The 22,974-nt window shown below is 40.6% G+C and carries 27 protein-coding genes and 2 pseudogenes; 15 read left to right on the top strand and 14 right to left on the bottom strand.

Annotated features, from left to right (window positions below):
* Positions 1-250 precede the first annotated feature (250 nt).
* The 9 genes from H6G96_RS33090 to H6G96_RS33050 all read left to right on the top strand — a co-directional run bounded on the left by H6G96_RS33090 (position 251) and on the right by H6G96_RS33050 (position 11,469).
* Positions 251-859, top strand: a complete 609-nt coding sequence (locus H6G96_RS33090; RefSeq protein WP_190917571.1) for a hypothetical protein — start codon at positions 251-253, stop codon at positions 857-859.
* A gap of 371 nt (positions 860-1,230) precedes the next feature.
* The gene (locus tag H6G96_RS33085) at positions 1,231-1,479 is read left to right on the top strand and encodes a helix-turn-helix transcriptional regulator (protein ID WP_190917569.1); all 249 of its coding nucleotides are present in this window, start codon (positions 1,231-1,233) and stop codon (positions 1,477-1,479) included.
* Between the two features lie 133 nt (positions 1,480-1,612).
* Complete coding sequence (locus H6G96_RS33080) at positions 1,613-4,963, top strand: Eco57I restriction-modification methylase domain-containing protein (protein WP_190917566.1); 3,351 nt, start codon at positions 1,613-1,615, stop codon at positions 4,961-4,963.
* Positions 4,964-4,965: 2 nt separating this feature from the next.
* Positions 4,966-5,730 (top strand): hypothetical protein, encoded by a 765-nt coding sequence (locus H6G96_RS33075; protein WP_190917564.1) that lies wholly within the window; start codon positions 4,966-4,968, stop codon positions 5,728-5,730.
* A 28-nt stretch (positions 5,731-5,758) separates the two neighbouring features.
* Positions 5,759-9,070, top strand: coding sequence for a helicase-related protein (locus H6G96_RS33070; protein ID WP_190917562.1), 3,312 nt, complete (start codon positions 5,759-5,761; stop codon positions 9,068-9,070).
* A 73-nt stretch (positions 9,071-9,143) separates the two neighbouring features.
* Positions 9,144-9,584 (top strand): hypothetical protein, encoded by a 441-nt coding sequence (locus H6G96_RS33065; protein ID WP_190917560.1) that lies wholly within the window; start codon positions 9,144-9,146, stop codon positions 9,582-9,584.
* Positions 9,584-9,781 (top strand): hypothetical protein, encoded by a 198-nt coding sequence (locus tag H6G96_RS33060; RefSeq protein ID WP_199339818.1) that lies wholly within the window; start codon positions 9,584-9,586, stop codon positions 9,779-9,781. The genes H6G96_RS33065 and H6G96_RS33060 overlap by 1 nt, the downstream gene beginning before the upstream one ends.
* Before the next feature lie 28 nt (positions 9,782-9,809).
* Complete coding sequence (locus H6G96_RS33055; RefSeq protein WP_190917558.1) at positions 9,810-10,577, top strand: hypothetical protein; 768 nt, start codon at positions 9,810-9,812, stop codon at positions 10,575-10,577.
* A 184-nt stretch (positions 10,578-10,761) separates the two neighbouring features.
* Entirely contained in the window at positions 10,762-11,469 is a 708-nt protein-coding gene (locus H6G96_RS33050; RefSeq protein ID WP_190917556.1) for a hypothetical protein, read from the top strand.
* Between the two features lie 184 nt (positions 11,470-11,653).
* On the opposite strand, the gene H6G96_RS33045 is transcribed toward H6G96_RS33050, so the two are convergent.
* A complete protein-coding gene (locus H6G96_RS33045) occupies positions 11,654-11,839 on the bottom strand; it encodes a hypothetical protein (protein ID WP_190917554.1) in 186 nt (61 codons plus the stop codon).
* Positions 11,840-12,482: 643 nt separating this feature from the next.
* On the opposite strand from H6G96_RS33045, the gene H6G96_RS33040 reads away from it, so the two are divergent.
* Complete coding sequence (locus H6G96_RS33040; RefSeq protein ID WP_190917552.1) at positions 12,483-12,692, top strand: hypothetical protein; 210 nt, start codon at positions 12,483-12,485, stop codon at positions 12,690-12,692.
* A 102-nt stretch (positions 12,693-12,794) separates the two neighbouring features.
* Positions 12,795-13,235 (top strand): hypothetical protein, encoded by a 441-nt coding sequence (locus H6G96_RS33035; protein ID WP_190917550.1) that lies wholly within the window; start codon positions 12,795-12,797, stop codon positions 13,233-13,235.
* Positions 13,236-13,361: 126 nt separating this feature from the next.
* Here H6G96_RS33035 and H6G96_RS33030 read toward each other — a convergent pair whose 3' ends face one another.
* Entirely contained in the window at positions 13,362-13,565 is a 204-nt protein-coding gene (locus H6G96_RS33030; RefSeq protein ID WP_242063494.1) for an AAA domain-containing protein, read from the bottom strand.
* A gap of 165 nt (positions 13,566-13,730) precedes the next feature.
* Between H6G96_RS33030 and H6G96_RS33025 the strand changes: the two genes are divergently transcribed.
* Positions 13,731-14,711 (top strand): restriction endonuclease, encoded by a 981-nt coding sequence (locus tag H6G96_RS33025; RefSeq protein WP_190917548.1) that lies wholly within the window; start codon positions 13,731-13,733, stop codon positions 14,709-14,711.
* A 287-nt stretch (positions 14,712-14,998) separates the two neighbouring features.
* Here H6G96_RS33025 and H6G96_RS33020 read toward each other — a convergent pair whose 3' ends face one another.
* Positions 14,999-15,214: a hypothetical protein gene (locus tag H6G96_RS33020; protein ID WP_190917545.1), complete on the bottom strand. Its 216-nt coding sequence runs from the start codon at positions 15,212-15,214 to the stop codon at positions 14,999-15,001.
* A gap of 84 nt (positions 15,215-15,298) precedes the next feature.
* Here H6G96_RS33020 and H6G96_RS33015 point away from each other — a divergent pair, with 84 nt between their 5' ends.
* On the top strand, positions 15,299-16,243 hold the full coding sequence (locus H6G96_RS33015; protein WP_190917543.1) for a tyrosine-type recombinase/integrase: 945 nt from the start codon (positions 15,299-15,301) through the stop codon (positions 16,241-16,243).
* A gap of 64 nt (positions 16,244-16,307) precedes the next feature.
* Here H6G96_RS33015 and H6G96_RS33010 read toward each other — a convergent pair whose 3' ends face one another.
* From H6G96_RS33010 to trpA, 9 genes and pseudogenes are all read right to left on the bottom strand, one after another.
* The gene (locus H6G96_RS33010) at positions 16,308-16,979 is read right to left on the bottom strand and encodes a DUF559 domain-containing protein (RefSeq protein WP_190917541.1); all 672 of its coding nucleotides are present in this window, start codon (positions 16,977-16,979) and stop codon (positions 16,308-16,310) included.
* Between the two features lie 177 nt (positions 16,980-17,156).
* Positions 17,157-17,489 (bottom strand): ribbon-helix-helix domain-containing protein, encoded by a 333-nt coding sequence (locus tag H6G96_RS33005; RefSeq protein ID WP_190917539.1) that lies wholly within the window; start codon positions 17,487-17,489, stop codon positions 17,157-17,159.
* Entirely contained in the window at positions 17,486-18,124 is a 639-nt protein-coding gene (locus H6G96_RS33000; protein ID WP_190917537.1) for an AAA family ATPase, read from the bottom strand. Before H6G96_RS33000 ends, H6G96_RS33005 begins: the two co-directional genes overlap by 4 nt.
* A 35-nt stretch (positions 18,125-18,159) precedes the next feature.
* Entirely contained in the window at positions 18,160-18,288 is a 129-nt protein-coding gene (locus H6G96_RS42575) for a hypothetical protein (RefSeq protein WP_277933009.1), read from the bottom strand.
* A 78-nt stretch (positions 18,289-18,366) separates the two neighbouring features.
* Positions 18,367-18,597, bottom strand: a complete 231-nt coding sequence (locus H6G96_RS32995; protein ID WP_190917535.1) for a hypothetical protein — start codon at positions 18,595-18,597, stop codon at positions 18,367-18,369.
* Between the two features lie 3 nt (positions 18,598-18,600).
* Entirely contained in the window at positions 18,601-19,632 is a 1,032-nt protein-coding gene (trpD, locus tag H6G96_RS32990) for an anthranilate phosphoribosyltransferase (RefSeq protein WP_190917533.1), read from the bottom strand.
* 33 nt (positions 19,633-19,665) lie between these two features.
* Positions 19,666-20,013 (bottom strand): annotated as a pseudogene (locus H6G96_RS32985) (tryptophan synthase subunit beta); the annotation flags it as partial.
* A 233-nt stretch (positions 20,014-20,246) separates the two neighbouring features.
* Positions 20,247-20,798: a tyrosinase family protein gene (locus H6G96_RS32980; RefSeq protein ID WP_347242305.1), complete on the bottom strand. Its 552-nt coding sequence runs from the start codon at positions 20,796-20,798 to the stop codon at positions 20,247-20,249.
* Between the two features lies 1 nt (position 20,799).
* Positions 20,800-21,135 (bottom strand): annotated as a pseudogene (gene trpA / locus H6G96_RS32975) (tryptophan synthase subunit alpha); the annotation flags it as partial.
* Here trpA and H6G96_RS42965 point away from each other — a divergent pair.
* Entirely contained in the window at positions 21,050-21,247 is a 198-nt protein-coding gene (locus tag H6G96_RS42965) for a hypothetical protein (protein ID WP_190917531.1), read from the top strand. The pseudogene trpA and the gene H6G96_RS42965 overlap by 86 nt on opposite strands.
* A 44-nt stretch (positions 21,248-21,291) precedes the next feature.
* Here H6G96_RS42965 and H6G96_RS42570 read toward each other — a convergent pair whose 3' ends face one another.
* Positions 21,292-21,417, bottom strand: coding sequence for a hypothetical protein (locus H6G96_RS42570; RefSeq protein WP_277933008.1), 126 nt, complete (start codon positions 21,415-21,417; stop codon positions 21,292-21,294).
* Between the two features lie 64 nt (positions 21,418-21,481).
* On the opposite strand from H6G96_RS42570, the gene H6G96_RS42565 reads away from it, so the two are divergent.
* Positions 21,482-21,616 (top strand): hypothetical protein, encoded by a 135-nt coding sequence (locus H6G96_RS42565; RefSeq protein WP_277933007.1) that lies wholly within the window; start codon positions 21,482-21,484, stop codon positions 21,614-21,616.
* Here the strand turns inward: H6G96_RS42565 and dnaB are convergent.
* Entirely contained in the window at positions 21,613-22,950 is a 1,338-nt protein-coding gene (dnaB, locus tag H6G96_RS32965; protein ID WP_190917529.1) for a replicative DNA helicase, read from the bottom strand. The two genes, H6G96_RS42565 and dnaB, sit on opposite strands and share 4 nt — an antisense overlap.
* Positions 22,951-22,974: the final 24 nt, after the last annotated feature.

Raw genomic sequence — 22,974 nt, 5'->3', positions numbered from 1 at the left:
CCGCCGCGTCGCCTCCGGCTCGCTCTGTCGCTTAACTGGGTTAGTCGCTTAGTGGCCTAGTCTCTCTTTTTTGTCTAGCATTCACTTTACAACTAGACTTTTTTCTTTTTTTATGCTAGATATTATTTTTCTAGCAATTGTATAGCAATTACTTTACACTAGGATTTGTATAGCAATCCACTTTACTTATTTACTTAACCCCAATACTTCTTTCTTTTTCCTTTCTTTTATCTTTTACTCTTTTATTTTTATGCCCACTCCTAAAGCCCAAGTCAACTTCAGAATTGATCCTAAATTACTGGAAGATATTCAAACTGCTGCCGCAAAACAAGACATCTCCTACACCCAGTGGATTCTCAACCAATGCAAAGTCGCCCTCGGTCTTAAAACTGACGTCTCACAGGCTGATTTGATTGAGCTTGTCCGCGATCGCATTGCTGACGAGCTTCAAGTAATCTCGGAATTACAAAAAACTGTCGAAGCCCTGTCCCTAAGAATAGAAAATCTAGAAGAGCAAACTAAAACTAATCAGCAAACTAATGCTCAACCTCAACCTAAAGTTGAAGCTATAACAACACCCAAAAAATTAGACACAAAGATTAAAAATACCAAAGTTAAGCAGAAACCTGATCTGCCTGAAATACTTACAGCAAAGCAATTAGGAGATAGGCTGAGGCGGCCTTTACCCGACGGCAGGCTTAGTTACAATTCATACTCCCCAATCACTATCAATCAAAAAGCTAGAAAATTGTCTAGCAAAGAATTCGCTCAATGGACTTCAGAGCGAGATCCAGAAGGCATTAAATGGGAGCATGTGCCTCGCAAAGGGTTTAAACCATTTAAACCATCTTCCGACTGATAGAATTAATCTTCATCTAGTAACTGACTTTTCCCATTAAGTCTCTTTTGCAAGCTGCCAACTGCAAAGCAAAATTTCCTGCATCTACTCTAACTCCAGATAAAATGCAGTAAAATTTTGCAGTAAAATTTTCCCTACTTTGCCGATCGCTTACGCGTTGCTTTCGTTTCCTCTCTACGAGACGCTGAATGCGAACGCTTGAATTCAAGTTCAACATCACTTAAAAAACTCACCTTCATTCAAGTAATAAATTTTACTAGAAAAATATCTTTCAGTGTATACACGGTGGCTGGACAGATTTAGCATGACTAATATTTAACAAATAACATAGCACCAGCTACTTAAGCTAGTGAATCAAGTTTAGAAGTTAAATGACTATCAAAAAACCCTTGGCTATCAACCAGCCAGAGGTGGGGCAGATCATCTATGATTTGCGGCTTTTGGCTGGGCTTACACAAGAACAGTTTGCAGCAACTCTCGGCGTAACATATACGACGATTAATCGTTGGGAAAATGGACGCTCTAAACCGTCGCCGATGGCGATAAAGCTTATTGAGCAGAAGCTTGATGAGATGGGGAGTCAGGGTCAGGATTTATTGGCTAAGTATTTACCGAATTAATTGTTTGCTCAGTTTTGATGTGAGCGTTGGGTTTCGCCCATCGCAGATTTAAGCTGCTTTATTCAGATTAATTACGGTCGATACACAGCAAGGGTTTGGGAGAAGTAATTTTTTAGTCAAGGGAAATACGGGAATGAAGGGGCGACTACTCCAATTAGATGATGTCAGGCACATAGAGAATCCAGAAAACGTAGCATCTTTATTTCAGAAAATTGGCTACAACGCTTCTGCTCAACAATTAGCTATTGATGACTTGGAGCTACCTGCTCGGAGCGCAGAAGCCATTTGGAACGCATACATGATTGCCGATCATCAGCATGGTAATGAGTCGCTGCAAGTATTACTGTTTCAACTTCAAGAAAACGAGTGGCTATCTCCTAGTGTCGCTAGCAACAGAATGCGATCGCTGGCTCAAAGTCTTTGTAGACGACCCTCTAATTTTCTCCTGTTGGGTACAAAAAACTATGACCAATTGATGTTGGTCAATCCCCGCAAAACCTTTGATGCTGACCTGAATTTAAAAGTTAGTATCCGCAAATTACTAATTGACAGGGCTAATCCCACCAACTACGACCGTGACCGTCTAGATGCGATCGCTGCCCGAAATCTTTCTCCCCAAGAACTGTATAAGGTACAGTGTGAAGCCTTTGATGTAGAGAAGCTGACTAAAGAGTTCTATCAGGGTTATCGAGAAATCTTTGAGGAACTGCAACGGGTTATTAAATCTCACAACCAGCATTCCTACTTTAGTGACTCCAATCGGCTGCATCAGTTCTCTCAACGCCTTTTGGGGCGAGTTATGTTCCTTTACTTTTTGCAGAAAAAGGAATTTTTGGCAGGCGATCGCAATTTTCTGAAAAATCAATACAACAAACTACGCTCAGACCTAGAAGACACAGATTTTTATAATCAGGTGCTAGAGCCGTTGTTTTTTGAAATGCTCAACAAACCACGTCCAAATATGGATTCCCCTTGGGGTAAAATTCCTTATCTCAATGGCGGACTGTTTGACCGGGATTATGGCGAAGACATAGTTGACTCTGCCGGAGTTGAAACACCCCCTCAAATTGAATTGCCTAACTCTCTTTTTGACCCCAGTGGCGACAAAGGTATTTTAAAGTTCTTTAATAGCTATAACTTCACCGTTTCAGAAAATGTCCAGGGTGATGAAGATGTCGCCGTTGACCCTGAGATGCTGGGTAAAGTATTTGAGAATATGCTGGCCTCTGAGGAACGAGGGCAAAGTGGCACTTTCTACACTCCCAGAGGTATTGTCCAGTTCATGTGTGTGGAATCTCTAAGCCGCTACCTAGCAGACCAAACAGGTATGGACTTGGAAGCAGTCAAGCAACTTACAGAATATGACCTCGAACTACCTGGACAGGATATTAACCAACTGTTGACCAAAGAGCAGGCTAAGAAGCTAAAGCTTGCACTAAACTCTGTGAGAATTTGTGACCCTGCTGTGGGTTCTGGTGCATTCCCAATGGGGATGATGCAAGTAATTTTGTCACTCAAGCAAGCGATCGCTCATCGAACAGACGGTAGACCCGTACAACGGGGTAGTCTGACTATCAGTCAATGGAAGCGAGACATTATTGCTAATAATCTCTATGGTGTAGACATTAAGCCCGAAGCGGTGGAAATTGCCAAGCTGCGAATGTGGTTGTCGCTGGTGGTGGATATTCCTGATGTTGATGATGTGGAACCACTGCCCAACCTTGATTACAAGCTAATGCGTGGAGATTCCCTCATTTCTACTATTCAAGGTGAGCAGTTAATTCCTGACCCTACCAAACAACAGCAGACAATGCTGAATGTCACCCCTGTGCAATCAGCCATTCAGCCCTTAATAAACTTGCGACATGAGTATTTTGAGGCTCATGCAGAGGAGCGCAAGATTCTTAGAGGAAAAATTTTAGAAGCTGAGAAGAACGTGTTTCGAGTTGCGATCGCTGACCGTCTTCAGTATTGGCAGATTGAGCAGCGCAATTTGGAGCAGGATATTAGACGTTTGAAGGGCAAAGCTAGCCGCGCCCAAACTCAGAAGCAACAAGTTATCAGTGCCAAGTTGCAGGAATTAAGCAGGATTGCGGCTGAAGTAGAAAAGGGGATGCGATCGCTTAACTTCTTCCAATGGCATCTGCATTTTAATGAGGTATTTCAGCAGCAGGGTGGGTTTGATATTGTGATTGGTAATCCGCCTTATGTGAGACAAGAGCAGATTAAAGAACTCAAGCCAGCCCTTCAAGCAGAATATGAATGTTACACCGGGGTATCTGACCTCTTTGTTTACTTTTATGAGCGTGGGTTTAGGCTGCTCAAGTCTGGAGGGCATTTGTCTTACATCACGTCTAACAAATACTTCCGTGCAGGCTATGGTGAAAAACTGCGTCAATTTTTAGGTGAAAAGTCACAAGTGCAGGTGTTGATTGATTTTGGTGATGCACCAGTATTTGAAGCGATCGCATACCCCAGCATTATTTTGGTTAGTAAGAATAAGCCAAACGATCACCAAGCTCGTGTGCTGAATTGGGAAGTTGGTAAGTCTGTTGATGAGTTTACCTCGGTGTATAAAAATCAAAGTTTTTATATGCCTCAGAAAGAATTAGGATCTGATGGCTGGCGGTTAGAGTCTCCATCTGTGTTGCGGTTGCTGGATAAGTTAAGAAGTGCAGGTACACCATTGGGCGAGTATGTAAATGGTAGGTTTTATAGAGGAATTTTGACAGGTTTAAATGAAGCATTTGTTGTAGATAGAGCAACACGGGATAGGTTGATTGCTGAACATGAATCATCAGCTGAGGTAATGAGGCCATATTGTCGAGGTAAAGATGTTAAGCGCTGGTGTGTTCAAAATCCTGATTTGTGGTTGTTATTTATCCCTTGGCATTTCCCCCTACATGAAGATAATTCTATTACAGGAGCTTCTACAAGAGCAGAAAGAGAATTTAAAACAAGATATCCAGCACTTTACAATCATCTAGCTCAGTTTAGAGATAAATTATCTGCACGTAATCAAGCAGAAACAGGAGTTAGATATGAGTGGTATGCAATGCAAAGGTGTGCTGCTAATTACTGGCAAGAATTCCAAGCACCAAAAATTATATTAGGACGCTTTATGAATCAGGCTAATTTTGCATTTGACAGAAACCAAATTCATCATAATGATGCACTGTACATGATTACTGGTTCTGATGAATATGTTACAGCAATACTCAATTCCTCATCAGGATGGTGGTTTATTCAGCAAATTTGTACTGATTTACAAAACGGATATCTACAAGCCTACAAAGAAAACCTATTTCAAATTCCCATTCCCACCGCTTCCGAACCCAACCGCTTAACCATAAAAGCCTTAGTTCAAAAATGCGTTGATGCCAAAGGTCAAGATGTACAGAAATGGGAAGCAGAGATTGATGATAGGGTAGCTCATCTGTATGGGTTGACGGCTGAGGAAATGAAGATTATTAGGGGGGAATAATTATGAATGAACAAGAAAATAAGCAAAACTCAAGTTCTCTAAATAACTCTACTGAAAATTTGACATCAGATAATTTAGTTAATTCTATTTCACAAACATATGAAACATCTACCAATATTGATGGTCAAGATGTCAATGTAAGTGTGTCTGTTAATATAAATTTTCAAGGCAATAATCAAAAAAAAATAATTGAGCCTGAATTAGAAAAAGTTGTTGATGAGCAAAAATATTCGACTATTGAAGTAAAAACTATACCTATAAAAGATAATGAATCTGAAGCAATCAACACTAGTACAGAGAATGTTAAATCAAATCCATTTCTCAATTTAATTAAATTAGCAATATGGGGGCTAATATCTTGGTTTTGCCTCGTGATAGATGATTCTGAACCTAGAACATTAACAGAGAAATTTGAAATTTTATTTACTTTATCTTGGATTGTCGGGCTAATTTGTCCCAACGCTGTTGTTAGATTCGGTTTGCCAAATGATAGGCAAACAGTTAGTAAAATTTATACTACATTAATAGCTCTGACATTCGGATTCGATAGCCAATTTCAAGATGATCCAAATTCTAAAGATTTTAATACTCTTCAAATTTGGGTCTTATCCGTTGCTTCTGTAATGATTTGTTTTAATATTCTGTACCCAGAAGGAACAATACTTAAAGTTACAGAAGAATCAAACCGATTAGAGATTGGTTGTGGCTGCTTAGTATTAGCATTAATTATTGTTGGAATAATTGGCGGACTAAGAGCAGTATTTTAATGAATAATTAATATTACTAACTACTAAAATGCCTCTACCAGATTACATCGACAACTCCCGCTACAAACTCCAAAACATCCTCAAAACCCTAATTGAGGACGAACACCAAATTGTCCTCGACATCGCCACCGGATTTTTCCGCATCGAGGCATGGGTACGCCTAGAAGCTGCCATGAACCAACTAACCAGCCTGCGGTTACTCATTGGACGTGACCCCACCATTAGACCAGCAGAAAGCGATCGCATTGACTTAATCCGTTACTTTAAGAAAAACATTCAAGAGGAGTTAGAAAACCAACCGCTAAATTCTAAATACCAGAATGAGATAGAGCGCATGATTGCCTATCTGCAAAGGCATGACGTTGAGGTGAGACTGTTTGGAGCGCATGGAGATAAAAATCAGTTTCTTCATGCCAAAGCCTATATCTTCAATAATTACAGCATCGTCGGGTCTTCAAACTTCACCCCAGCCGGCTTAGAAGGGAATACCGAGTTAAACGTTGTCAACAAAATTGGTGCGATCGCTCACGACCTCAGACATAACTGGTTTGCAGGATTTTGGAATGACCCTAGTGTTGATGTTGATTACAAAACCAAGTTAATTGATGCCCTCAACGCCTCCAAATTTGGCAGTAAAGCTTACACCCCCTATCAAGTATTTCTCAAGGCACTATACGAACTATTTAAGGAAGATACCATCATTGGCGAGAGCGATCGCACCTCATTAGAACTAGCCAGTTTTCAACAAGAGGGATTTGAAAGAGCAGTCAGACTCATAGAAAGACATGATGGCTGTGTTATTGCTGATGCTGTGGGTTTGGGGAAAACCTTTATTGGTTTGCGGCTGCTGGACTATTACCTAATTAAACTGAGAAAACCGAGATTTGTGCCTCGTGCTTTGGTAGTTTGTCCGGCTCAACTTAAAAAATTAGTGTGGGACAAAAAACTAGATGAATTTGGCATTAAAGCTGATATTATCTCACATGAAGAAATCAGCCGTCAAAGCTTTAATGTTCAAGATTACGCGCGTTATGACATCGTGGTGGTGGATGAATCCCACAATTTCCGCAACAGTGCCACCAATCGCTACCGCAATTTATTAAAGCTAGTCAGCAGTGGTAAACGTAATAAACGGGTGGTGTTACTAACCGCTACCCCTATTAATAACAGTATATTTGACCTTTATCATCAAATTTTACTAATTACCCGTGGCGGTGAAACTTATTATCGAGAATGGGGTATTTCTAACCTCAAGACTTATTTTAAAGCCTTAGCTAAAGGTGGGGTAGAAATTACAGAACTCCTCATGCAAACAATGGTGAGACGCAGCCGCCAGGACGTGATTAGAAGGCAACAAGCAGGTGAAGAAATTCGCATTAATGGTAAATTGATTCACTTTCCTAAACGCCAGTTAGAACAGTTCACCTATAACTTTGAAGATAGCTTTGCTGGGCTGTATACGGGGATAGCCACTCAAATTGACAAGCTTAACCTACCTGCTTATAATATTAAAGCTTTCAAAAAGCGCAAGGATAAAGGGGAAGAAAATGAAGTCAAGCGTAATGATGCCCTAGTTGCCCTCCAAAAAGCCCTTTATTTTAAACGATTTGAAAGTTCACTACTTGCTTTTAAAAATAGTATTCGCAACCAGCGAGACTTTCAGACTAATTTTTATGAAATTCTCACCCAACAAGGGAAGCTATTAGATAGTAAAAACTTTCGTAAGTTAGTATTAGCTGCTGAAGATGAAGAAGAAGGTAAATCAGTTAATGCCATTATTGAGTCATTAGGTGAAGTTGACTCTAAAGACTATGATCTAAATCAACTCAAACAGCAGATTCAAGCTGACTTAGCAATTTTAAACAATATTATTATCACCTTAGAAAAAATTGAATCCTCAGCCGCAGCTAACACAGACTATGACCGCAAGTTAGCGGCATTTAAAGAACTGCTCAAAACTCAACTGCAAGGTAAAAAGATTTTAGTATTTAGCTACTTTAAAGATACGGCTGAGTATTTATATAAACAATTAATTACAGATGCAGCTTGGTTATCCCAAATGACGGTTAACACTCAAGCCCCTGTGATTGAGTTATTGACTGGTGCAACCCCTGGTAAACAACGGGAAGAGAAAGTTAAACGGTTTGCACCTAAAGCTAATGTTCAAACTGATAGTGATGAGGAATTAACTCTACTGCAACAAAACCCAATTGATATTCTTGTGTGTACAGATGTACTATCAGAAGGTCAAAACCTGCAAGATGCTGGAGTGTTAGTTAACTATGACCTGCATTGGAACCCAGTACGCATGATTCAACGGGCAGGACGAATTGACCGCTTAGGCACTGATTATGACGAGTTGTTTATCTACAATTGCTTTCCAGAACAGGGACTAGAGAAATTATTAGGGCTAGTTAGAAGATTACAAGAACGCATTGCCACTATTGACCGGGAAGTAGGGTTAGACGGTAGCGTACTAGGTGAAACTATTTCTGGTAAATCATTAGATGAACTGTACAAACTTAAGATGGCTGACAGCGATGCAGAAAAACAAGCCATTTTAGAGGAACTAGAACAAGCATCTGATTTGGTATCCCTAGATGAGATGAGATTACCGTTACTAGAGTTTTTACAACAAGCCAGTAAGGAACTAATTGATGATATCCCATTTGGAATTCATAGCACCTGGAATAAACCCATACCCCATCCCAACGTTCCTGATGGGGGAATATTCTTTGCTTTTCAGGTACAAGACAAGCACTTTTGGCATTTTTACCCACGCATTGATAATGCTATCTCCCTAGACCCTAATAGGTTGATTAGTGACAAACGCACCATTTTTAACTGGCTTAAATGCCAACAATCAGACTTTCCCAAACCTGATGAATTACCACCAGTCCAGTTTGATAACCGCATTTTCCCTGTTTTAGAAAGAGCCATAGGCAATCTGTTTAACTCTTTCCAACAACAGCAAACAGCTAAAGGCATTAAACCACAAATGCCAAAGCTCCTGCAAAACATTCATCATGCCCTCACCCAACCTGATTTATTTCAAAGTGAACCAATTGATGAAGAAACCAAGGAACGGGTATTAAAGGTAATCACCACAGTTAATTCCCGTAGCTATGAGCGAGACATTAAGGCGATTTGGGAGATGTTCAAACAACATAAAAATGTTACTTTACTCATTTCTGAATTAGATGAATATTTTGTAGATACTGACCAATATGAGGAACTTGCAGATGACCAAGACATAAAACCAGTAGAAATTATCCAGCAAAAAGACATTAAGTTGATTTGCTATGAGTGGTTTAAACCACATACAAGCGAGGAAATGTGAAGGGTGCGATAGCGTAAAGTGTGTGTCGGAGGCGATAGTTCTCAAATTTAACCTATAAATCACAATTTTTAATATGAAAAAACTAAGAATTATTTCAAGTATAACTTGTATTATATTCCTGACTATTCTTTTGCCAGTCAGAGCGCAAATATCGGATACAGATAAAGAAAAAGTAATGTATTTAATGACTGATGATAAATTGATTATTTCTTTTAATATGAAAACTAACTATGCTTGTGCGGTAAGTAAAAATAATTCGGTTTTAAAATTTGCCCTAAGAAAAATACAAAATCTAAAAAATGATTATAAAGAAATCTCTGGTACGATTGAACATTCTCTAAGCTTTAGAAATAATCGCATTACCAATACTACTGGACAATTTGCAGCTAAAGGTAAGTTGTATACTGCTGACTGGCTCATTATAAACACTGAATTTTATTCAGAATCCTTATATGGAATGGCAGATTGCACAACAGGGGGAGGATTAGCACGACTACGAAAATTTGATTATTAATGAAGGAAATTAATCATATCAAGTGCGATCGCTCCCCACCAAACACAATCAAGGAAACCTACCAAACAATGACCTACTGGCTATTTCAAGGGAACCCCAAGTATTACCGCATCATAGACGGCATCCGCGACTTTGAGCAGATGCCCTGGCTGACAACGCGCTATGCAAATGATATGGCTCCTAGTGATGGATACTGATTTGGAAATCTGAGAAGGCAGGAGAATTATGAATCAAGATAATCCGAAAGAGAACTTATCCCTTCAGCGTCTTAGACAGAAGAGATTGTTTGGCTTACTCACAATCTTCATAAGCATTCTTATTGTTGCCACCCGTCAACAGTCTTCATCAGTTTGGGAGATTTCAAACCAAGTTTTAGGCTCTTTTATAACCAATATTTTTCTCATTCTTCCTTACATAATGCTATGCGTAGGAATTTATCTATATTTTCAGACTGAGCAAATTGGTTCCAAGCTGGAAGAGAAAGCATATTTATTTGCTCAGGCAAAGCATATAGAAGAACCAGGGAAAGCTAAACCTGTATGGGATATGGCACAAATCACACTAGAAAGCTATTTTAATCGAAATTTGAGTCAGATACGTTGGATTTTTTGGTTGAGTATAGCCGTTATGTCTTTGGGGTTTAGTCTCATACTTTACGGCGTAGTATTAGGCTATCAACATCCAAAAGATAACTGGATTGTAGCGGGTATAGGAGGAATAGCTGGTGTACTCACCGAGTTTATTGGTGCAACCTTCTTATTCGTTTATAAATCAAGTATGCAGCAGGCAAATAACTACACAGAAATTTTGGAAAGAATGAATTTTGTAGGCATGGCTATGCAAATGTTAGATAGCATTGCCGAGTCGAATAGAAATAGTACATCAGCTTCTGGTACAGATTTTATAGATCCTTTACAGGAAGCCAAGATAGAGATGGCAAAAGTTCTGTTAAACAAATTTCAGATAAATTCCAGTCAAAATAAGACAGATTAGGGGCTTCGTGCAGTCAATGCAATGGTGTACCGAAAGGGTCATTACTGTCCATTCGGAACGGGACAGCCCCTTTGGCTTTTCGCCATGACACAACAAGAGTAGCAACGTGTACATGAATTGAAAGGATAGCGATCGCACCCCAGATAATTAAGTAAACATTGCAACAAACTAGATAATTATTTATATGAGTGAACCTATTTCATTAACGGTAATTTTTGGAGCTTCTAAAGGATTTATTGACATTTCCATAAGACTAGCTAAAGCTTTAAAGCTAATAGAATCTATTGAAAGTAAACTTGACCTTTTGACGCAGGTAGAATTTAATGCTGCTTGGAAAACACTTCTCCAAGCGTGTAATTCTAGTTCTTCGGATGAACAAAAGTTTGCTCTTATTAACGATGCCAGGGCTGGTTTTACTAAAGCTACTTATATTGAAAAGGGTGAACGGCTTTTTTATGCTCACGTAGGACTAGCAATTTGTCATTATTTACTTAATGATATGAACAATGCAAAAACAGCTTTAATAGAGATTGCAAAGATTAGTATATATGAAGATATTTATTTAAAAAAAACAGAGGCTTTGCTTGGTTTTAATAAGTATACTCTTAGTTCACATATAAATATATATCATCCTGTTAGTTGGTTAAATATTATAACAGCCATACCTGAGCTTCCATTGTTTTTAGCACAAAAAAAAGAAATTAAAAAATATCATAAATTTAAAAATGATTTAATTTGTGATATCTATAAAAAAATAAATGCAGAAGAAGCCGTAATTATAAAAATAGCTAAAATAAATCAGCCAAGTGATGTATTTAAAACTTTAGAATCACAATTATTAGAATTAATAAATTTGCAAAGGCAATGTCTAGATATAATAAATAATATTTAATTTTAAATATTTAGCAATCACTTCGCTCGTCATAAACATACCTACCTCTCATTTTTAAGTAAAAAATACAGAAGCAATAGATAGTAAAGAATATGAATGTTGCAACCCAAGAGGTAAAAACTAAATTTAACCCATCAGGAGACGAACAAAACCTTCAAGCACCGCAGGCATCGCCCATCAGAATTTACCAGCCGTGTTGAGACAGCATTAGGTAAAGTGGCAGCAAAAGTACTTTAATTGAACAGAGCGATCGCAGCCCCCACCATGACTGAAACCCACGACCTCGGCATGACCGATACCGAGTATGCAAAGCTGATAGCCCAAGGCTACAATTCCAACCTAGAACACCAGTTGATAGAGCTGGCGTCACCGTGCCAAATACTCCCTATTGCTACCCGCAATACTCATTTTTGTATCAAGTAGTCTTATTGTGTCTAGGCAGACAATACTGTACTGAAGATAATTTCAAGGTCAGGTTTAATCACAAGAATTAAATGCGATTTTTGGAGTAGACCCGTCAGTAGCCGTGTTGAACCGACGAACTCGTTGCCGCTTCACTCGATGAGGCGGTGGCTCTTGCGGGCTTGCAGGATCTAGTTGGCCCAACCAGTAATCTCTCTGCCCGTAAGAGCCACTCCGCGTTACCGCCGACTCCGAGCCACGAGTTCTTAAATCTTAGAAATAGCTGTGGATATAGCCAACAGCTTTTAGTTATGGTTAATTTGATAACTTCTCTGAAGGCTGCCTTTGGGGGTAAATATAGCCTAGACACTGTTGGATGAATTATTAAGTTCGCCAACAGTATTCAGTATCGATTGCTAATCTTTTACTGGTTGCTTGTTCCCTGCCCCCTTTGGTTAAAATCTATTTCCCGCAAGAGTGATTGCTTTTAACCCGATGTCGCCAAATTTTCATTTCTTCATACAAATTTCATCCTCAGTACAGTAAAAATGCGATTGGATAAAAAAGCTACTAATATACAAAATAAATACAGAAGCATTTAGGAATTAATAATGAGTAATAACAATAACCCAACAGAAGCAGCAGCGTTTGCAGTTGGAGGTGCGTTAACTGGAGGTGGTGTTGCTGCAACAGTAGGTGGTATGGGTTTACTTGCTCCAGCAGCCGGTATTGCAGTTGGTATTGGTGCTGCTCCGGTTGTAGCTGCTGGTGTTGTTGTCGGACTTGCGGCTTATGGTATTAAAAAAGCTTTTGGTTGGTAAGTCAACTTCGACAATAGTTGACGTAATTTCTATAGGCACTGCACTGGAAAAGTTTTGCCGCTCACCAGTGCCTTCATCATCTGACCTGTTCAAGGAAATCTTATGAACTCAGATTCAGCCAAAGTTGATAATTATTACGCATTTACTACGAATGGTGAAGTCGGAAAACTAATTAATATTTCTAATAATGAATATGTCTTACAAGTTAACAACCGAGTCTCTAGGTTAAATCAGTCACAGTTTGAGCAACTTATACAAATTTCCGATATTATATTTAACTTTTTAAGCCACCCAAGTCATCGGGATGAGAGGTTATTAGCAACTCATAAGCAAGAGATAGATTCTTTTCTTAAAGAAATTAAGGTTTTATCCTGGGATGACAGCAGGGAAATGGAATATGAAGTGCGTATGACATGGCAGAATCAACTTAGCTACTCTTCCTCTAATAGAATGTCTTCAACAACAAATCATGACAAATCATTGGAGTATGGTAATCTATATATGGGTGGGGATTGGAGAGATGATTACGATGCACGTTGTTAAATGGTGTGATTCTCTTCCTTATTTGAGAGTACCCATTCAGTTGAATAGATAATCTCGCAGAAACTTAACTATAAACTCCAATAAAAATTATCGCATCTCTCCAAATTGCTCAATATATTCTACTAACTATCTGGTATACCCCCCTTCAGAGATTCGTGCCAAATTCCCCACCAGGATAAACAGTTCTCTCGCCCTGCTGACAGTCACATTAAGTAAATTAAGTCGGCAATTAATAAACCAGAGACTATCAGTTGATTGACATTGGCGAGTCGAGAAAATTATCACTGATTTCTGACCACCTTGGAACGTGTGAACTGTGCCAATACTCATAATATTATTTTTCTCTTGAAAAATAATAATTCAAACGTTTCCAAGAACGTTATTGTAAATGAGACTTCTGTTAGAGAGCGGCGGCAGCAGGAGATACTGGAGTCAAAGAAACGGGGGTGAGGTTTCAGTGGATAATCTAAGCAATCAAACAAGTATGCAAACGATATGGAGTTTAGTTCTTTAGATTTGGGACAGTTTGAATTACTTGTAGCTTTACTTTTGAAGCGAGAGGGATTTTTAGTTACTCAGGGTCATGGGATAGATAGTGCAGACTTTATTGCACGATCACCTGAAGGACAAGTAGTTATAGTTGAAGTTAAGCACTATCGAAAACATAATCACTTGCCTTTATCGGTACTGCGTAGAATAGTTGGTGATATTAATCGATATCGTGATGTCGAGAACGCCTCATTGTCCCTATTAGTTACATCTAATCCGGTTCCACCAAAACTTCTGGATAAACTCATTTATCAGTTTCCTTTCCAAATTTGGGATCGCGTGAAACTAGAACAGTTACTTTGTAAATACCCTGACGTTGCAGAAAAGTTTACTCACTTATCAATAGCAGATCAAGCATTAAAAGCTGAAATCTTTTCAGGGTTAGCTCAGTCTTCGCAAGCTGCTTTGCTGAGGCAGCAGTTGGTTAATCTTGTTCCAGGACTCACGACCTGGAGAAAATATGAAGAACTTAGTGTAAAAATACTTTCTTATCTATTTATTCCACCACTTGCATCACCATATATTCAATCTAGATCAGAAGATAATCTTGATATACGTGATGCTATCTATCCGATTCGTCAGGGTTCTGAGGCGTGGGATATGCTGCGAAGTGAGTGTCGTTCTCGCTTCGTAGTTGCTGAGTTTAAAAATTACTCAGATGCAATTACTCAAAGAGAAGTTGAATCTTTACAACAGTATTTGTTTCCGAAAGCAATGAGAGCGTTTGGACTTCTGTTAACGCGGAAAAAACCATCTGAGAATGCGATAAAAGCAAGGCGAAGAGCATGGGTTGAGCAGGAAAAGTTGATTGTTATCTTATCAGACGAAGAAATATTTGATATGTTGAACTTGCGTGAATCTGGAAACGATCCTTTTGAAGTAATTGATATACAGCTTGAAGAGTTCTTTATCAATCTTTCGCCATAGTCAAGCCAATAGGGGTTAAGTTACTGCATTCAGGAAATATACTGAAAATTATTACCTCAAATCTAGACAGACAAAGACGTTCAGCCTTAGCGTACGATTTTCCCGTTTTGGCACGGTGACGCCGAGCTTGGCGAAAGCTTAGACCAAGCCCGTAAGCTAGCGCGAATAGTGGGACTGACCAAAGACAAAGCACCGGAGACTGAGGAGGAGTGGCAAGAGTTTATGGCAGTTTGGGGGGATTAGTTCTGGGGGAAATCGCGCGATCGCACTACTCAAGCAGAAATAATTTAGTCTTCGTCTTTGACTTTTGCTGCAATTTTATCAAGACGTTCGTTAGCTTTGTCGAAGCGATCGCCCCCCATCCTGAGTTCTCTTAGAATGTAAGCCGCTCTAAGCAAACGGTTGCCCCTATTCTTAGGGAAAGGAAAGCGGGGGAGAGAGCCAAGACGCGTAACGGCTTGTCCCCAGATATTGCATACATCCATACACTGAGTACGAAACATCCGTGTGCGAGTACGATTGTGGATTACTTATCAAAACATTATTGTGCAAAACATGGTTTCCTAGAACGCCCATTTTGATAAGTGATGTCTACTAGTACCGTTTCATCATTGGTTTTGAGGATTCCGCCACCTCTGACGGAACACCCAGCCTCAGTTTACCTTTCTTCACTTTCGCCGGGTTCAGAACCGACGATGAAGCGATCGCTCTCTCTAATTGCTCAACTCCTAACTAATGGCGAGGCAGATTATCTAACTCTCAATTGGGCAGAATTACGCTACAAACACACCGCCGCCATTCGAGCAGCACTTATCAAAAATTACGAACCTGCGACAGTTAACCGTGTTTTGTGTGCGCTGCGGCGAGTTTTGAAGGAAGCACTGCGGTTAGAGTTGATGTCACCCGTTGATTACGCCAGGGCTGTTGATATCACCAGCGTCAAAGCAAGTATTGAATTGAGGGGACGGGCGTTAAGTCAAGATGAAATTGATTCGCTGATGAAGACTTGTTTTAGCGATCGCACCCCCGCCGGATTTAGAGACGCTGCACTAATCGCCATTCTTCGCGGTGCTGGCTTACGTCGGGCTGAGGTGGTTAAGCTTAACTTAAAAGATTTTAAAGATGACGGTGAAATAAAAATTAGATCGGGTAAAGGTCGAGTTGATCGGACTGTTTATTTATCCCCAGGTGCGATCGCTCTGGTCAATGATTGGATTGAAATTAGAACCCGCACTCCTGGAGCGCTGCTGTGTCAAGTTAATAAATCTGGTCGTGTAGTTCAGCAACGTCTCACACCCCAGGCGGTTCTGTTTATCTTGCAAAAACGAGGGTTAGAAGCGAATCTAGAACATTTCTCGCCTCATGATATGCGGCGTACATTTGTTTCAGACCTGCTTACATCTGGTACAGATATTGCAACTGTGCAAAGTTTAGCTGGCCACTCAAATCCTGCCATAACTGCACGTTATGACCGACGAGGAGAGGAGAGAAAGCGGGTTGCATCTGCACAGTTGGAGATTTTGGGGCGTTAGGGGCGTAGTTTACCGCCGTAGGCATCGCCTTTTATCTTGGAGCAAAAACCGGAGGCCGATCGCTTTAAAATTTAAACAACTCTAAAAACTCCTCAACAACCGCGTTGGAATTTCCAAAACATTCCTGTGCGCTAAATCGGCTAGTTCTAATACCCTCTCTATCAAATAACCTGTCTCGCTTGTAGTCAGCTAATGGGTTTTGATGGTATGTGATGCCATCAACTTCTAAAATCCTGACTTTACCTTGGTAAAAAACTAGAAAGTCAACTTCTCTAGTTTCATACTGTTTTGAGTGATTGTGTAGCCGACAGCCAGCATTAACAAAAAACAGCACCCCTTTTTTTTGAAAAGCCTCAGCAATCGCAACTTCAGCCGGGGAACGTAAACGTAAACCATTCCAATCTTTTGGGTAGACTTCAGGCTGAGTTCTAACTAAAGCCTCAGATTCTTGGGCCTGATTGTATGCCTCAATTAACGCCCTAGCCCATGCCCGATCTACAGTCATTTCCCAAAGATACTCAGTCTTGGGGCCATCAGGTTGCCCAAGGTAGGCTATAGTTCCATGCTCAAACCTGTAAACACCACTGCCCTTAACATTGACTTCGTTGTTTAACTTCTGACCAGTCCAGTTTTCACTCTTGAACATTATTTTTAGCACTTTTAACAGTCTTGTAGTTTTCATCTGTGCTGACTGTTGGGTACTAAGTGCCGTGTTGTTGGTTTGAAGCTGAGGCATAAAGGTTATTAATAAGTATCGTTATTGTAATTATTCCCACAATTCGATACTTAGAGTTTCATTGGCTATTGAAACTTGTTAACAGGTTTTAGCTTGGGCGATCGCCGCTAAATCAGCAGTAATTTTTTACTGCAAAATTTAATGCATTTGGATCATAATTACTGCATTTTTATACTGTTATTTTTGCAGTAATTTTGCTGTCTCTTGAATCAAAGCCCTGAGCAGCTTGGCTTTGGTCATCCCCGTGTGTTCTGCAAGTTGGTTTAACTGCTCGTAAGTTTCTGGGTCTAAATCCAAGGTGATACGAGTTGTTTCTGTAGGCTGCTGTTGCTTTAATTTCTCCAGTAAATTTAGATTATCTTCTGTTTTTTGGCTTTGCTTTTTAGATATCTTTGGCGATGACTGCTGCTTTTGACGAGGTTTTGGTTTTTCAGTAATTTCTGACACTAGGTCATCAACAGAAAATTGTGATGCTAATTCAGTCAGAACATTTCGATCTTGCTTGGTCATTTCGCCAACCTCAAAATCTCGGTGAATAATTTTTGGTAATCAGATGCTCCGTCTTGTGCGCTTTTCATTCCAAAAACTGTAGTTTTTTGAAAAAAGGCATCGGCAATCGCCTGACGCTGGTAAATTATTTGCTTAAAGGCAGTCACACCTTCAAGCTGACTCAGCAGTTCTTCAGCTTCTCGGAGGAGCTTGGTATTTTTAATGCCACGATTAATAAAAATACCTGCTTTAGGTAATCCGTTTCTGGCTTTCTGAATTTGACGTACTATTTTGACTGCGGCGGCGGCTGAAACTAAGTCCAAGCCAGAGGGGGTTACTGGAATTATTGTAAGTTTTGTGCAGAGCAGCGTACATCTGGTAGCCTCCCCCAGATTACCTGCGTTGTCAACAACCAAGTAATCCACTTCTTGCTCTAATTGAGGAATTTCTTCAGCCAGTGTGTCGGGATCTGTAATGCGATGACAAGGAATATTTAAATCTATTCCTGACAACCACATGTGTGTGCTGCCTTGCCCATCCGAATCCACTACTGAGACTTTCTTTTTTTTGATGGCAGACAACCAGTAGACGAAATGGGCACAGGTACTTGATTTGCCCACGCCACCCTTGAGGTTCGTAAAACTAATAACGGTCATATTACTGCCTTATTTACTGTAAAATAATACTGCATTTACTCTAACTCAGGAAAAAATACAGTAGAGAAATGCAGTAAAAATTTGCAGTAGGAGATTCCCCAATTGGGAACTGGATGAATCCAGTTACCGTGCGATCGCTGCGGGAGGGTGACGGATGGTGTCACTGGCAGAGACTCGTGTTGGTCATTCCCAAATAGGGGAATACATTCTTTACCAGAATTAACTACAACTAGAATTGTGCTTCAGCCCTCTTCATCAGCCTCTTTGATATCCTCTTCATCTTGATTGCTAGAATCTCCGTTTTGCAAACTCATTGCACCAAAGGAATACCCTACTGCAACCTTGACCATATCAAAGTAGGCAGGTCGATTTTCTTTATCAATCACAGCCAAACAAAGCGACCCAGACACTAAAATGAGTAAAATAGGAGATAGTACGCCTTTGCCAAAGGCGCTACTGATTTTCTTAGTCATGATTTAAACCTCATTTAGATTGTCGATAGTATTGGGCTGAGTGCCAATCAGCCTAAAAAAGCGCAAAAATTCAGCAAGTTGTTCTAGTTTTGTCCAAGCTGCGCCGCTTTGTAGAATTTCCTTAGCAAGGGTAATACCCTTAACACAACCTGCTAAAACATCAGTTTCCCCATGAATGGCTTCACCAACTTGCAGTGCAAGGGCTGTATTTAAAGCGACTACATCTTGCTGCGCTTGAGTACCTTTACCTTGCAAAACTGCCTTCAAGATTTCGGCATTTTCTTGGACTTCTCCACCGCATAACGCCGCAGTTGGTGCAAAACTCAAACCAAGTTCTTGAGGATTAAGCGTTAGGGAACGGACTTTTTTATTTTGGAGTACAGCTAAGTCAGTGACATCTGCCAAACCAGCTTCATCTAAACGTTCCCGTCCGTGGACTGCGATCGCTTGCTGACATCCCAATTGGAATAAAGCTTGAACAATCTCCTCTAATAAAAGTGGGTCGTTGACACCAATAATTTGCCCTGTCGATCGCATGGGATTTACTAGCGGGCCGAGCAAGTTAAAAACAGTCCGCACTTTCAAAGTTTTTCGCAAAGTAGCGATCGCTTTAAGTGCAGGATGCCAACCTGGAGCGAACAAAAAGGTGATTCCGACTTCACCCACTGCGGCTTGCACTTTTTCTGGAGTAGCGTTGAGATTTATACCCAAAGCTTCCAGTACATCAGCCGAACAAGTCTTGCTGGATGGAGATGCGATTAATCGCGTCTGTACAAGGGGTGGGGATTGGGATTGTAAGACGCTAGCCATCCCGACTAATTCTTGTGCGGATACGCCTTTAGCTTGGATTGCGGCTAAAATCGCTCCTGAGAGGACATCGGGAATGGCATCTGTGAGCCAACCTTGCATCAAATCCGCAGCTTGGGAAACCGTCAAAGATTGCCGAGCAAACAACTGTTGCAATAAAGCTGGCCAGTTGTATAACTCAGAAGTGACGGGGATATTGTCAAGCGGAGTTTTAGTTACAGCTATCATATTTGTCGTTTGACTAATGACAAGAACAGAAAATTAAAGAATCAGGACTTTGGCGACGGTTTGCACATCTTTGTAACCTCTGCCGGAACAGTTGATGACGATCCGGGGGTTGCCTTCTAATTGAGGACAAAGGGTTTCGAGATAAGGGTTTCGAGATATGCGATCGCATGAGCAGTTTCTAAGGCTGGGATAATCGCTTCGAGTTGCGAAAGCCTTTGGAATGCATCTAACGCCTGTTTATCGGTAACACTGTAATATTCGGCGCGACCAAGATCCTTTAAATAACTATGCTCAGGCCCAACGCCGGGATAGTCTAATCCGGCACTAATTGAATGGGCTTCGATGATTTGCCCATCATCATCTTGCAGTAACGCAGTAAGTTTTGCAGTTGTGCTTGGAAACTCGGCTCATTGCAATATTGATTAAATGCCGCTTCTAACTCAGTTAATGCAGGCATTAAGGTTTCGGGGACGTACTTACCGCCGAATTTTCCAAACCTGCCTAATAGGTCAGGTAGTACAGGCGTAGTTGAAATGATAGCGTTGATGTCTTGGATGCTTACCACAGTTGAAAATCCTTTATGTTCAAGTATTTTTTACTTTCGTTCTAACTTTTTAGAACTTATTCCACAGATAAAATTCTTTTCGCGTTTCCTGTTCACGGGTTTCGTAGGTATAGCCCAATTCTCTGTGATTCAAAACGTCTATAGGGCGCACCAAATCGTTAGAGTCAAAATTTGGTAATAGGGATATTAAATCTCCTAACGCTGTAGCTTTGGGGGTAGACATACCGCCGTCCCAAGGCCACATTAGGTCTTTAAGGTTGTACCCGTAAGGCTGACCATCAGCAGGATAAAAATTGCTACCTTTATGACCGTTCTCTTGCCATTGAGCCCAGAGGCGGTCAACGTTGGCATGATGCAACCAAAACACTGGGTCATAAGGCGAACTTGGTATATTGCTCATAGTACCCAAGCCCTTAAACTTTACGGGTCTTGTGCTTGCATCTATCTGCGCCCCACCAACTAAACCATGAATGTAGTTGTGTAGGAATCCTCCTGGGGTGACTTTACCCTGCTCATCTACAGAGATAAATCCTTCCAAAGCAGCGCGAAATAGAGAATAGTCATTAAGAGCTAATACACGCTCAACATCTTTTTTAGGCACAGGGTAAGTCTGGTACTACCAACCCTTTCACTCCAGCATTGGCAATTTGCGCCAAAAACGACTTAATACCCCGGTGCAAAATGGGATTGTAGTAAGTAAATAGAATTATCGGCACTTTTAGGTTAGGACTCACCACCTGTAACATCTCTAGCACTTGCTCTAATTTTGTGCCTTTTTGCAAAGCGCGGGTTGCTGCGGCTTGAATCACAGGCCCATCTGCTAGAGGATCGGAGTAGGGAACGCCCAACTCGATGAAGTCTGCACCATTGCGATCTAAAATACGTATTGCCTCGGCAGTGGTTTCTAAGTTAGGATCGCCTGCTGTGATAAACGGGATTAAAGCACACTGTTGGCGATCGCCAGGTACTTCAAGAAGTTGTAGGTGTGGAGGGTTTGAAAACGATCAGATATTAGTCATGTCCGTATTTAATAGATTGCGATCGCAGTAGTAAGGGAGTGTAACTAGCTTTCCCAACCTGGGAAAATTTTCGTTTTAGCGATCGCCAGCCATAGCACAGCAGGTATAGCCGTTTCGGTGAAATTCCCGTTTTGGGAAAGTTATCGTTTTAGCAATCGCCATCCCACACCCCGCACCAGGAACAGACGCGAAAAAAATCATTCCCGTTTTGGGAATTTTAGTCTTATGCAGATATGAAAGGATAAACCCCGTCGGGTCGGACGGGGTGAAGAGAATATTTTTAGGCAATCGCCTAACCCTAACTCTCGATGAAAACAAGAGCGATCGCCTATGGCAGGTGGGGTACGCCATCGCGCACCCTACACCAGCAACGGTAGGAGATATTTATTACATCTCCTAATACTTTAAATTATCGAACCTATTCCAATCTGCCTTAAACTCCAACTTAATTCTGCCTATAAAGCCGTTGCGGTTTTTTAAAATACTGACTTCTGCAATACCTATATCTGGTGTATCAGGGTTGTAATATTCATCTCGATAAAGCCCCAACACAAGGTCAACGTCTCGCTCCATGCTGTAGGTATCCGGCAAATCAGAGAGCATGGGACGTTTATTAGTCCGGGATTCAAGATTTGGGTTTAGTTGTGAAAGTAAAACAATTGGTATATTATACTCTTTCGCCAATGACTTCAATTGTTTTATGATTTGTCCGATCGGTTGTGGAAGTCGATTATCACTGCCATCAACCATCAATTGTAAATCGTCAATAACAACTAACCCTAGTGAGCCATGCTTTGCAATCACCTTGCGAATCTTAGAGCGGATTTCTAGTGGAGTTAGACAAGGCGAATCATCAATGAGTAGTGGTAACTCACTAATAATTCGTATTGAGCGCTCTAATGGCACCCATTGAGTTTGTGAAACCCTACCTGTATTCAATAAGCCCGCTTGAATGCAAGATTCAAATGCCAACAAGCGCATATTTATATCTTCCTTGGACATTCCCAAACTAAAAACTATAGTTGGCAATTTATAACACGCAGAAATAACGAATGCTATCTGACGGGCGAAAGCCGATTTTCCTATGCTCGGACGACTTCCAACAACGATTAAACTACCACGTTTAAGCCCACCATGAATCATTGAATCTAACTCATAAAATCCAGTAGGGTAAGCTGGCATATCAATTCCTTGATTAAATTGTTTTATTTTTTCAAGAGATTTAGAGCTTAGATTGCCAGCGAACTCTGGTTCAGGAACAATTTGATTTTGGTGGCGAATAGAAAATATTTTCTCCTCCGCTGCATTTAACCGCTCGACTAAAGGCTTTGACTCGTCATAGCCTAACTGGACAATTTCATTGCCGCTAGATATTAATCTTCTGCTGAGATATTTTTGCTGAACTACTTCAGCAAAGTCATGAATGCTGGCTGCTGATATTGTGCGGTCTATAAGCTTTGCTAATTTAGCATTACCACCAATCCTTGCCAGCATCCCATTCTTACTAAGTGATTCTGTAATATTAAGTAAGTTTGTTGGCTTGTGTGCCGAGTGGAGCCGTATCGCTGCGGTATAAATATATTTGTGTGCATCGAGATAAAATGCCTCTGGGTCTAAGATTTTTGCGACCGTCTCCATCACTTCAGGGATTAACAAAATGCCACCCAAGACTGCTTCTTCAGCTTCAATATCTTGGGGAGGCAAGTTGCCTCCAAAATCTAAAATATCTGACATAAAAATACCTCTGGTATGTGTTAG

Source organism: Nostoc sp. FACHB-892, assembly GCF_014698795.1.
Lineage (GTDB): Bacteria > Cyanobacteriota > Cyanobacteriia > Cyanobacteriales > Nostocaceae > Nostoc.
Note: the sequence above shows the minus strand (reverse complement) of the source record. Positions and strands in the feature narration are given on the sequence as shown.

What these genes read in the sequence shown, in the direction of transcription:
- H6G96_RS33055 (WP_190917558.1), top strand. Translation starts at nt 9,810, where the DNA reads ATGAATCAAGATAATCCGAAAGAGAACTTATCCCTTCAGCGTCTTAGA.
- H6G96_RS42965 (WP_190917531.1), top strand. Translation starts at nt 21,050, where the DNA reads ATGAAGTCTGCACCATTGCGATCTAAAATACGTATTGCCTCGGCAGTG.
- H6G96_RS33075 (WP_190917564.1), top strand. Translation starts at nt 4,966, where the DNA reads ATGAATGAACAAGAAAATAAGCAAAACTCAAGTTCTCTAAATAACTCT.
- H6G96_RS33060 (WP_199339818.1), top strand. Translation starts at nt 9,584, where the DNA reads ATGAAGGAAATTAATCATATCAAGTGCGATCGCTCCCCACCAAACACA.
- H6G96_RS33065 (WP_190917560.1), top strand. Translation starts at nt 9,144, where the DNA reads ATGAAAAAACTAAGAATTATTTCAAGTATAACTTGTATTATATTCCTG.
- H6G96_RS32995 (WP_190917535.1), bottom strand. Translation starts at nt 18,597, where the DNA reads ATGACTAAGAAAATCAGTAGCGCCTTTGGCAAAGGCGTACTATCTCCT.
- H6G96_RS33070 (WP_190917562.1), top strand. Translation starts at nt 5,759, where the DNA reads ATGCCTCTACCAGATTACATCGACAACTCCCGCTACAAACTCCAAAAC.
- H6G96_RS33020 (WP_190917545.1), bottom strand. Translation starts at nt 15,214, where the DNA reads ATGTTTCGTACTCAGTGTATGGATGTATGCAATATCTGGGGACAAGCC.
- H6G96_RS33005 (WP_190917539.1), bottom strand. Translation starts at nt 17,489, where the DNA reads ATGACCAAGCAAGATCGAAATGTTCTGACTGAATTAGCATCACAATTT.
- H6G96_RS42570 (WP_277933008.1), bottom strand. Translation starts at nt 21,417, where the DNA reads ATGATTTTTTTCGCGTCTGTTCCTGGTGCGGGGTGTGGGATGGCGATT.
- H6G96_RS33035 (WP_190917550.1), top strand. Translation starts at nt 12,795, where the DNA reads ATGAACTCAGATTCAGCCAAAGTTGATAATTATTACGCATTTACTACG.
- H6G96_RS33090 (WP_190917571.1), top strand. Translation starts at nt 251, where the DNA reads ATGCCCACTCCTAAAGCCCAAGTCAACTTCAGAATTGATCCTAAATTA.
- H6G96_RS33040 (WP_190917552.1), top strand. Translation starts at nt 12,483, where the DNA reads ATGAGTAATAACAATAACCCAACAGAAGCAGCAGCGTTTGCAGTTGGA.
- H6G96_RS33050 (WP_190917556.1), top strand. Translation starts at nt 10,762, where the DNA reads ATGAGTGAACCTATTTCATTAACGGTAATTTTTGGAGCTTCTAAAGGA.
- H6G96_RS33030 (WP_242063494.1), bottom strand. Translation starts at nt 13,565, where the DNA reads ATGAGTATTGGCACAGTTCACACGTTCCAAGGTGGTCAGAAATCAGTG.
- H6G96_RS33085 (WP_190917569.1), top strand. Translation starts at nt 1,231, where the DNA reads ATGACTATCAAAAAACCCTTGGCTATCAACCAGCCAGAGGTGGGGCAG.
- H6G96_RS33015 (WP_190917543.1), top strand. Translation starts at nt 15,299, where the DNA reads ATGTCTACTAGTACCGTTTCATCATTGGTTTTGAGGATTCCGCCACCT.
- H6G96_RS33010 (WP_190917541.1), bottom strand. Translation starts at nt 16,979, where the DNA reads ATGCCTCAGCTTCAAACCAACAACACGGCACTTAGTACCCAACAGTCA.
- H6G96_RS33000 (WP_190917537.1), bottom strand. Translation starts at nt 18,124, where the DNA reads ATGACCGTTATTAGTTTTACGAACCTCAAGGGTGGCGTGGGCAAATCA.
- H6G96_RS33025 (WP_190917548.1), top strand. Translation starts at nt 13,731, where the DNA reads ATGGAGTTTAGTTCTTTAGATTTGGGACAGTTTGAATTACTTGTAGCT.
- dnaB (WP_190917529.1), bottom strand. Translation starts at nt 22,950, where the DNA reads ATGTCAGATATTTTAGATTTTGGAGGCAACTTGCCTCCCCAAGATATT.
- H6G96_RS33080 (WP_190917566.1), top strand. Translation starts at nt 1,613, where the DNA reads ATGAAGGGGCGACTACTCCAATTAGATGATGTCAGGCACATAGAGAAT.
- trpD (WP_190917533.1), bottom strand. Translation starts at nt 19,632, where the DNA reads ATGATAGCTGTAACTAAAACTCCGCTTGACAATATCCCCGTCACTTCT.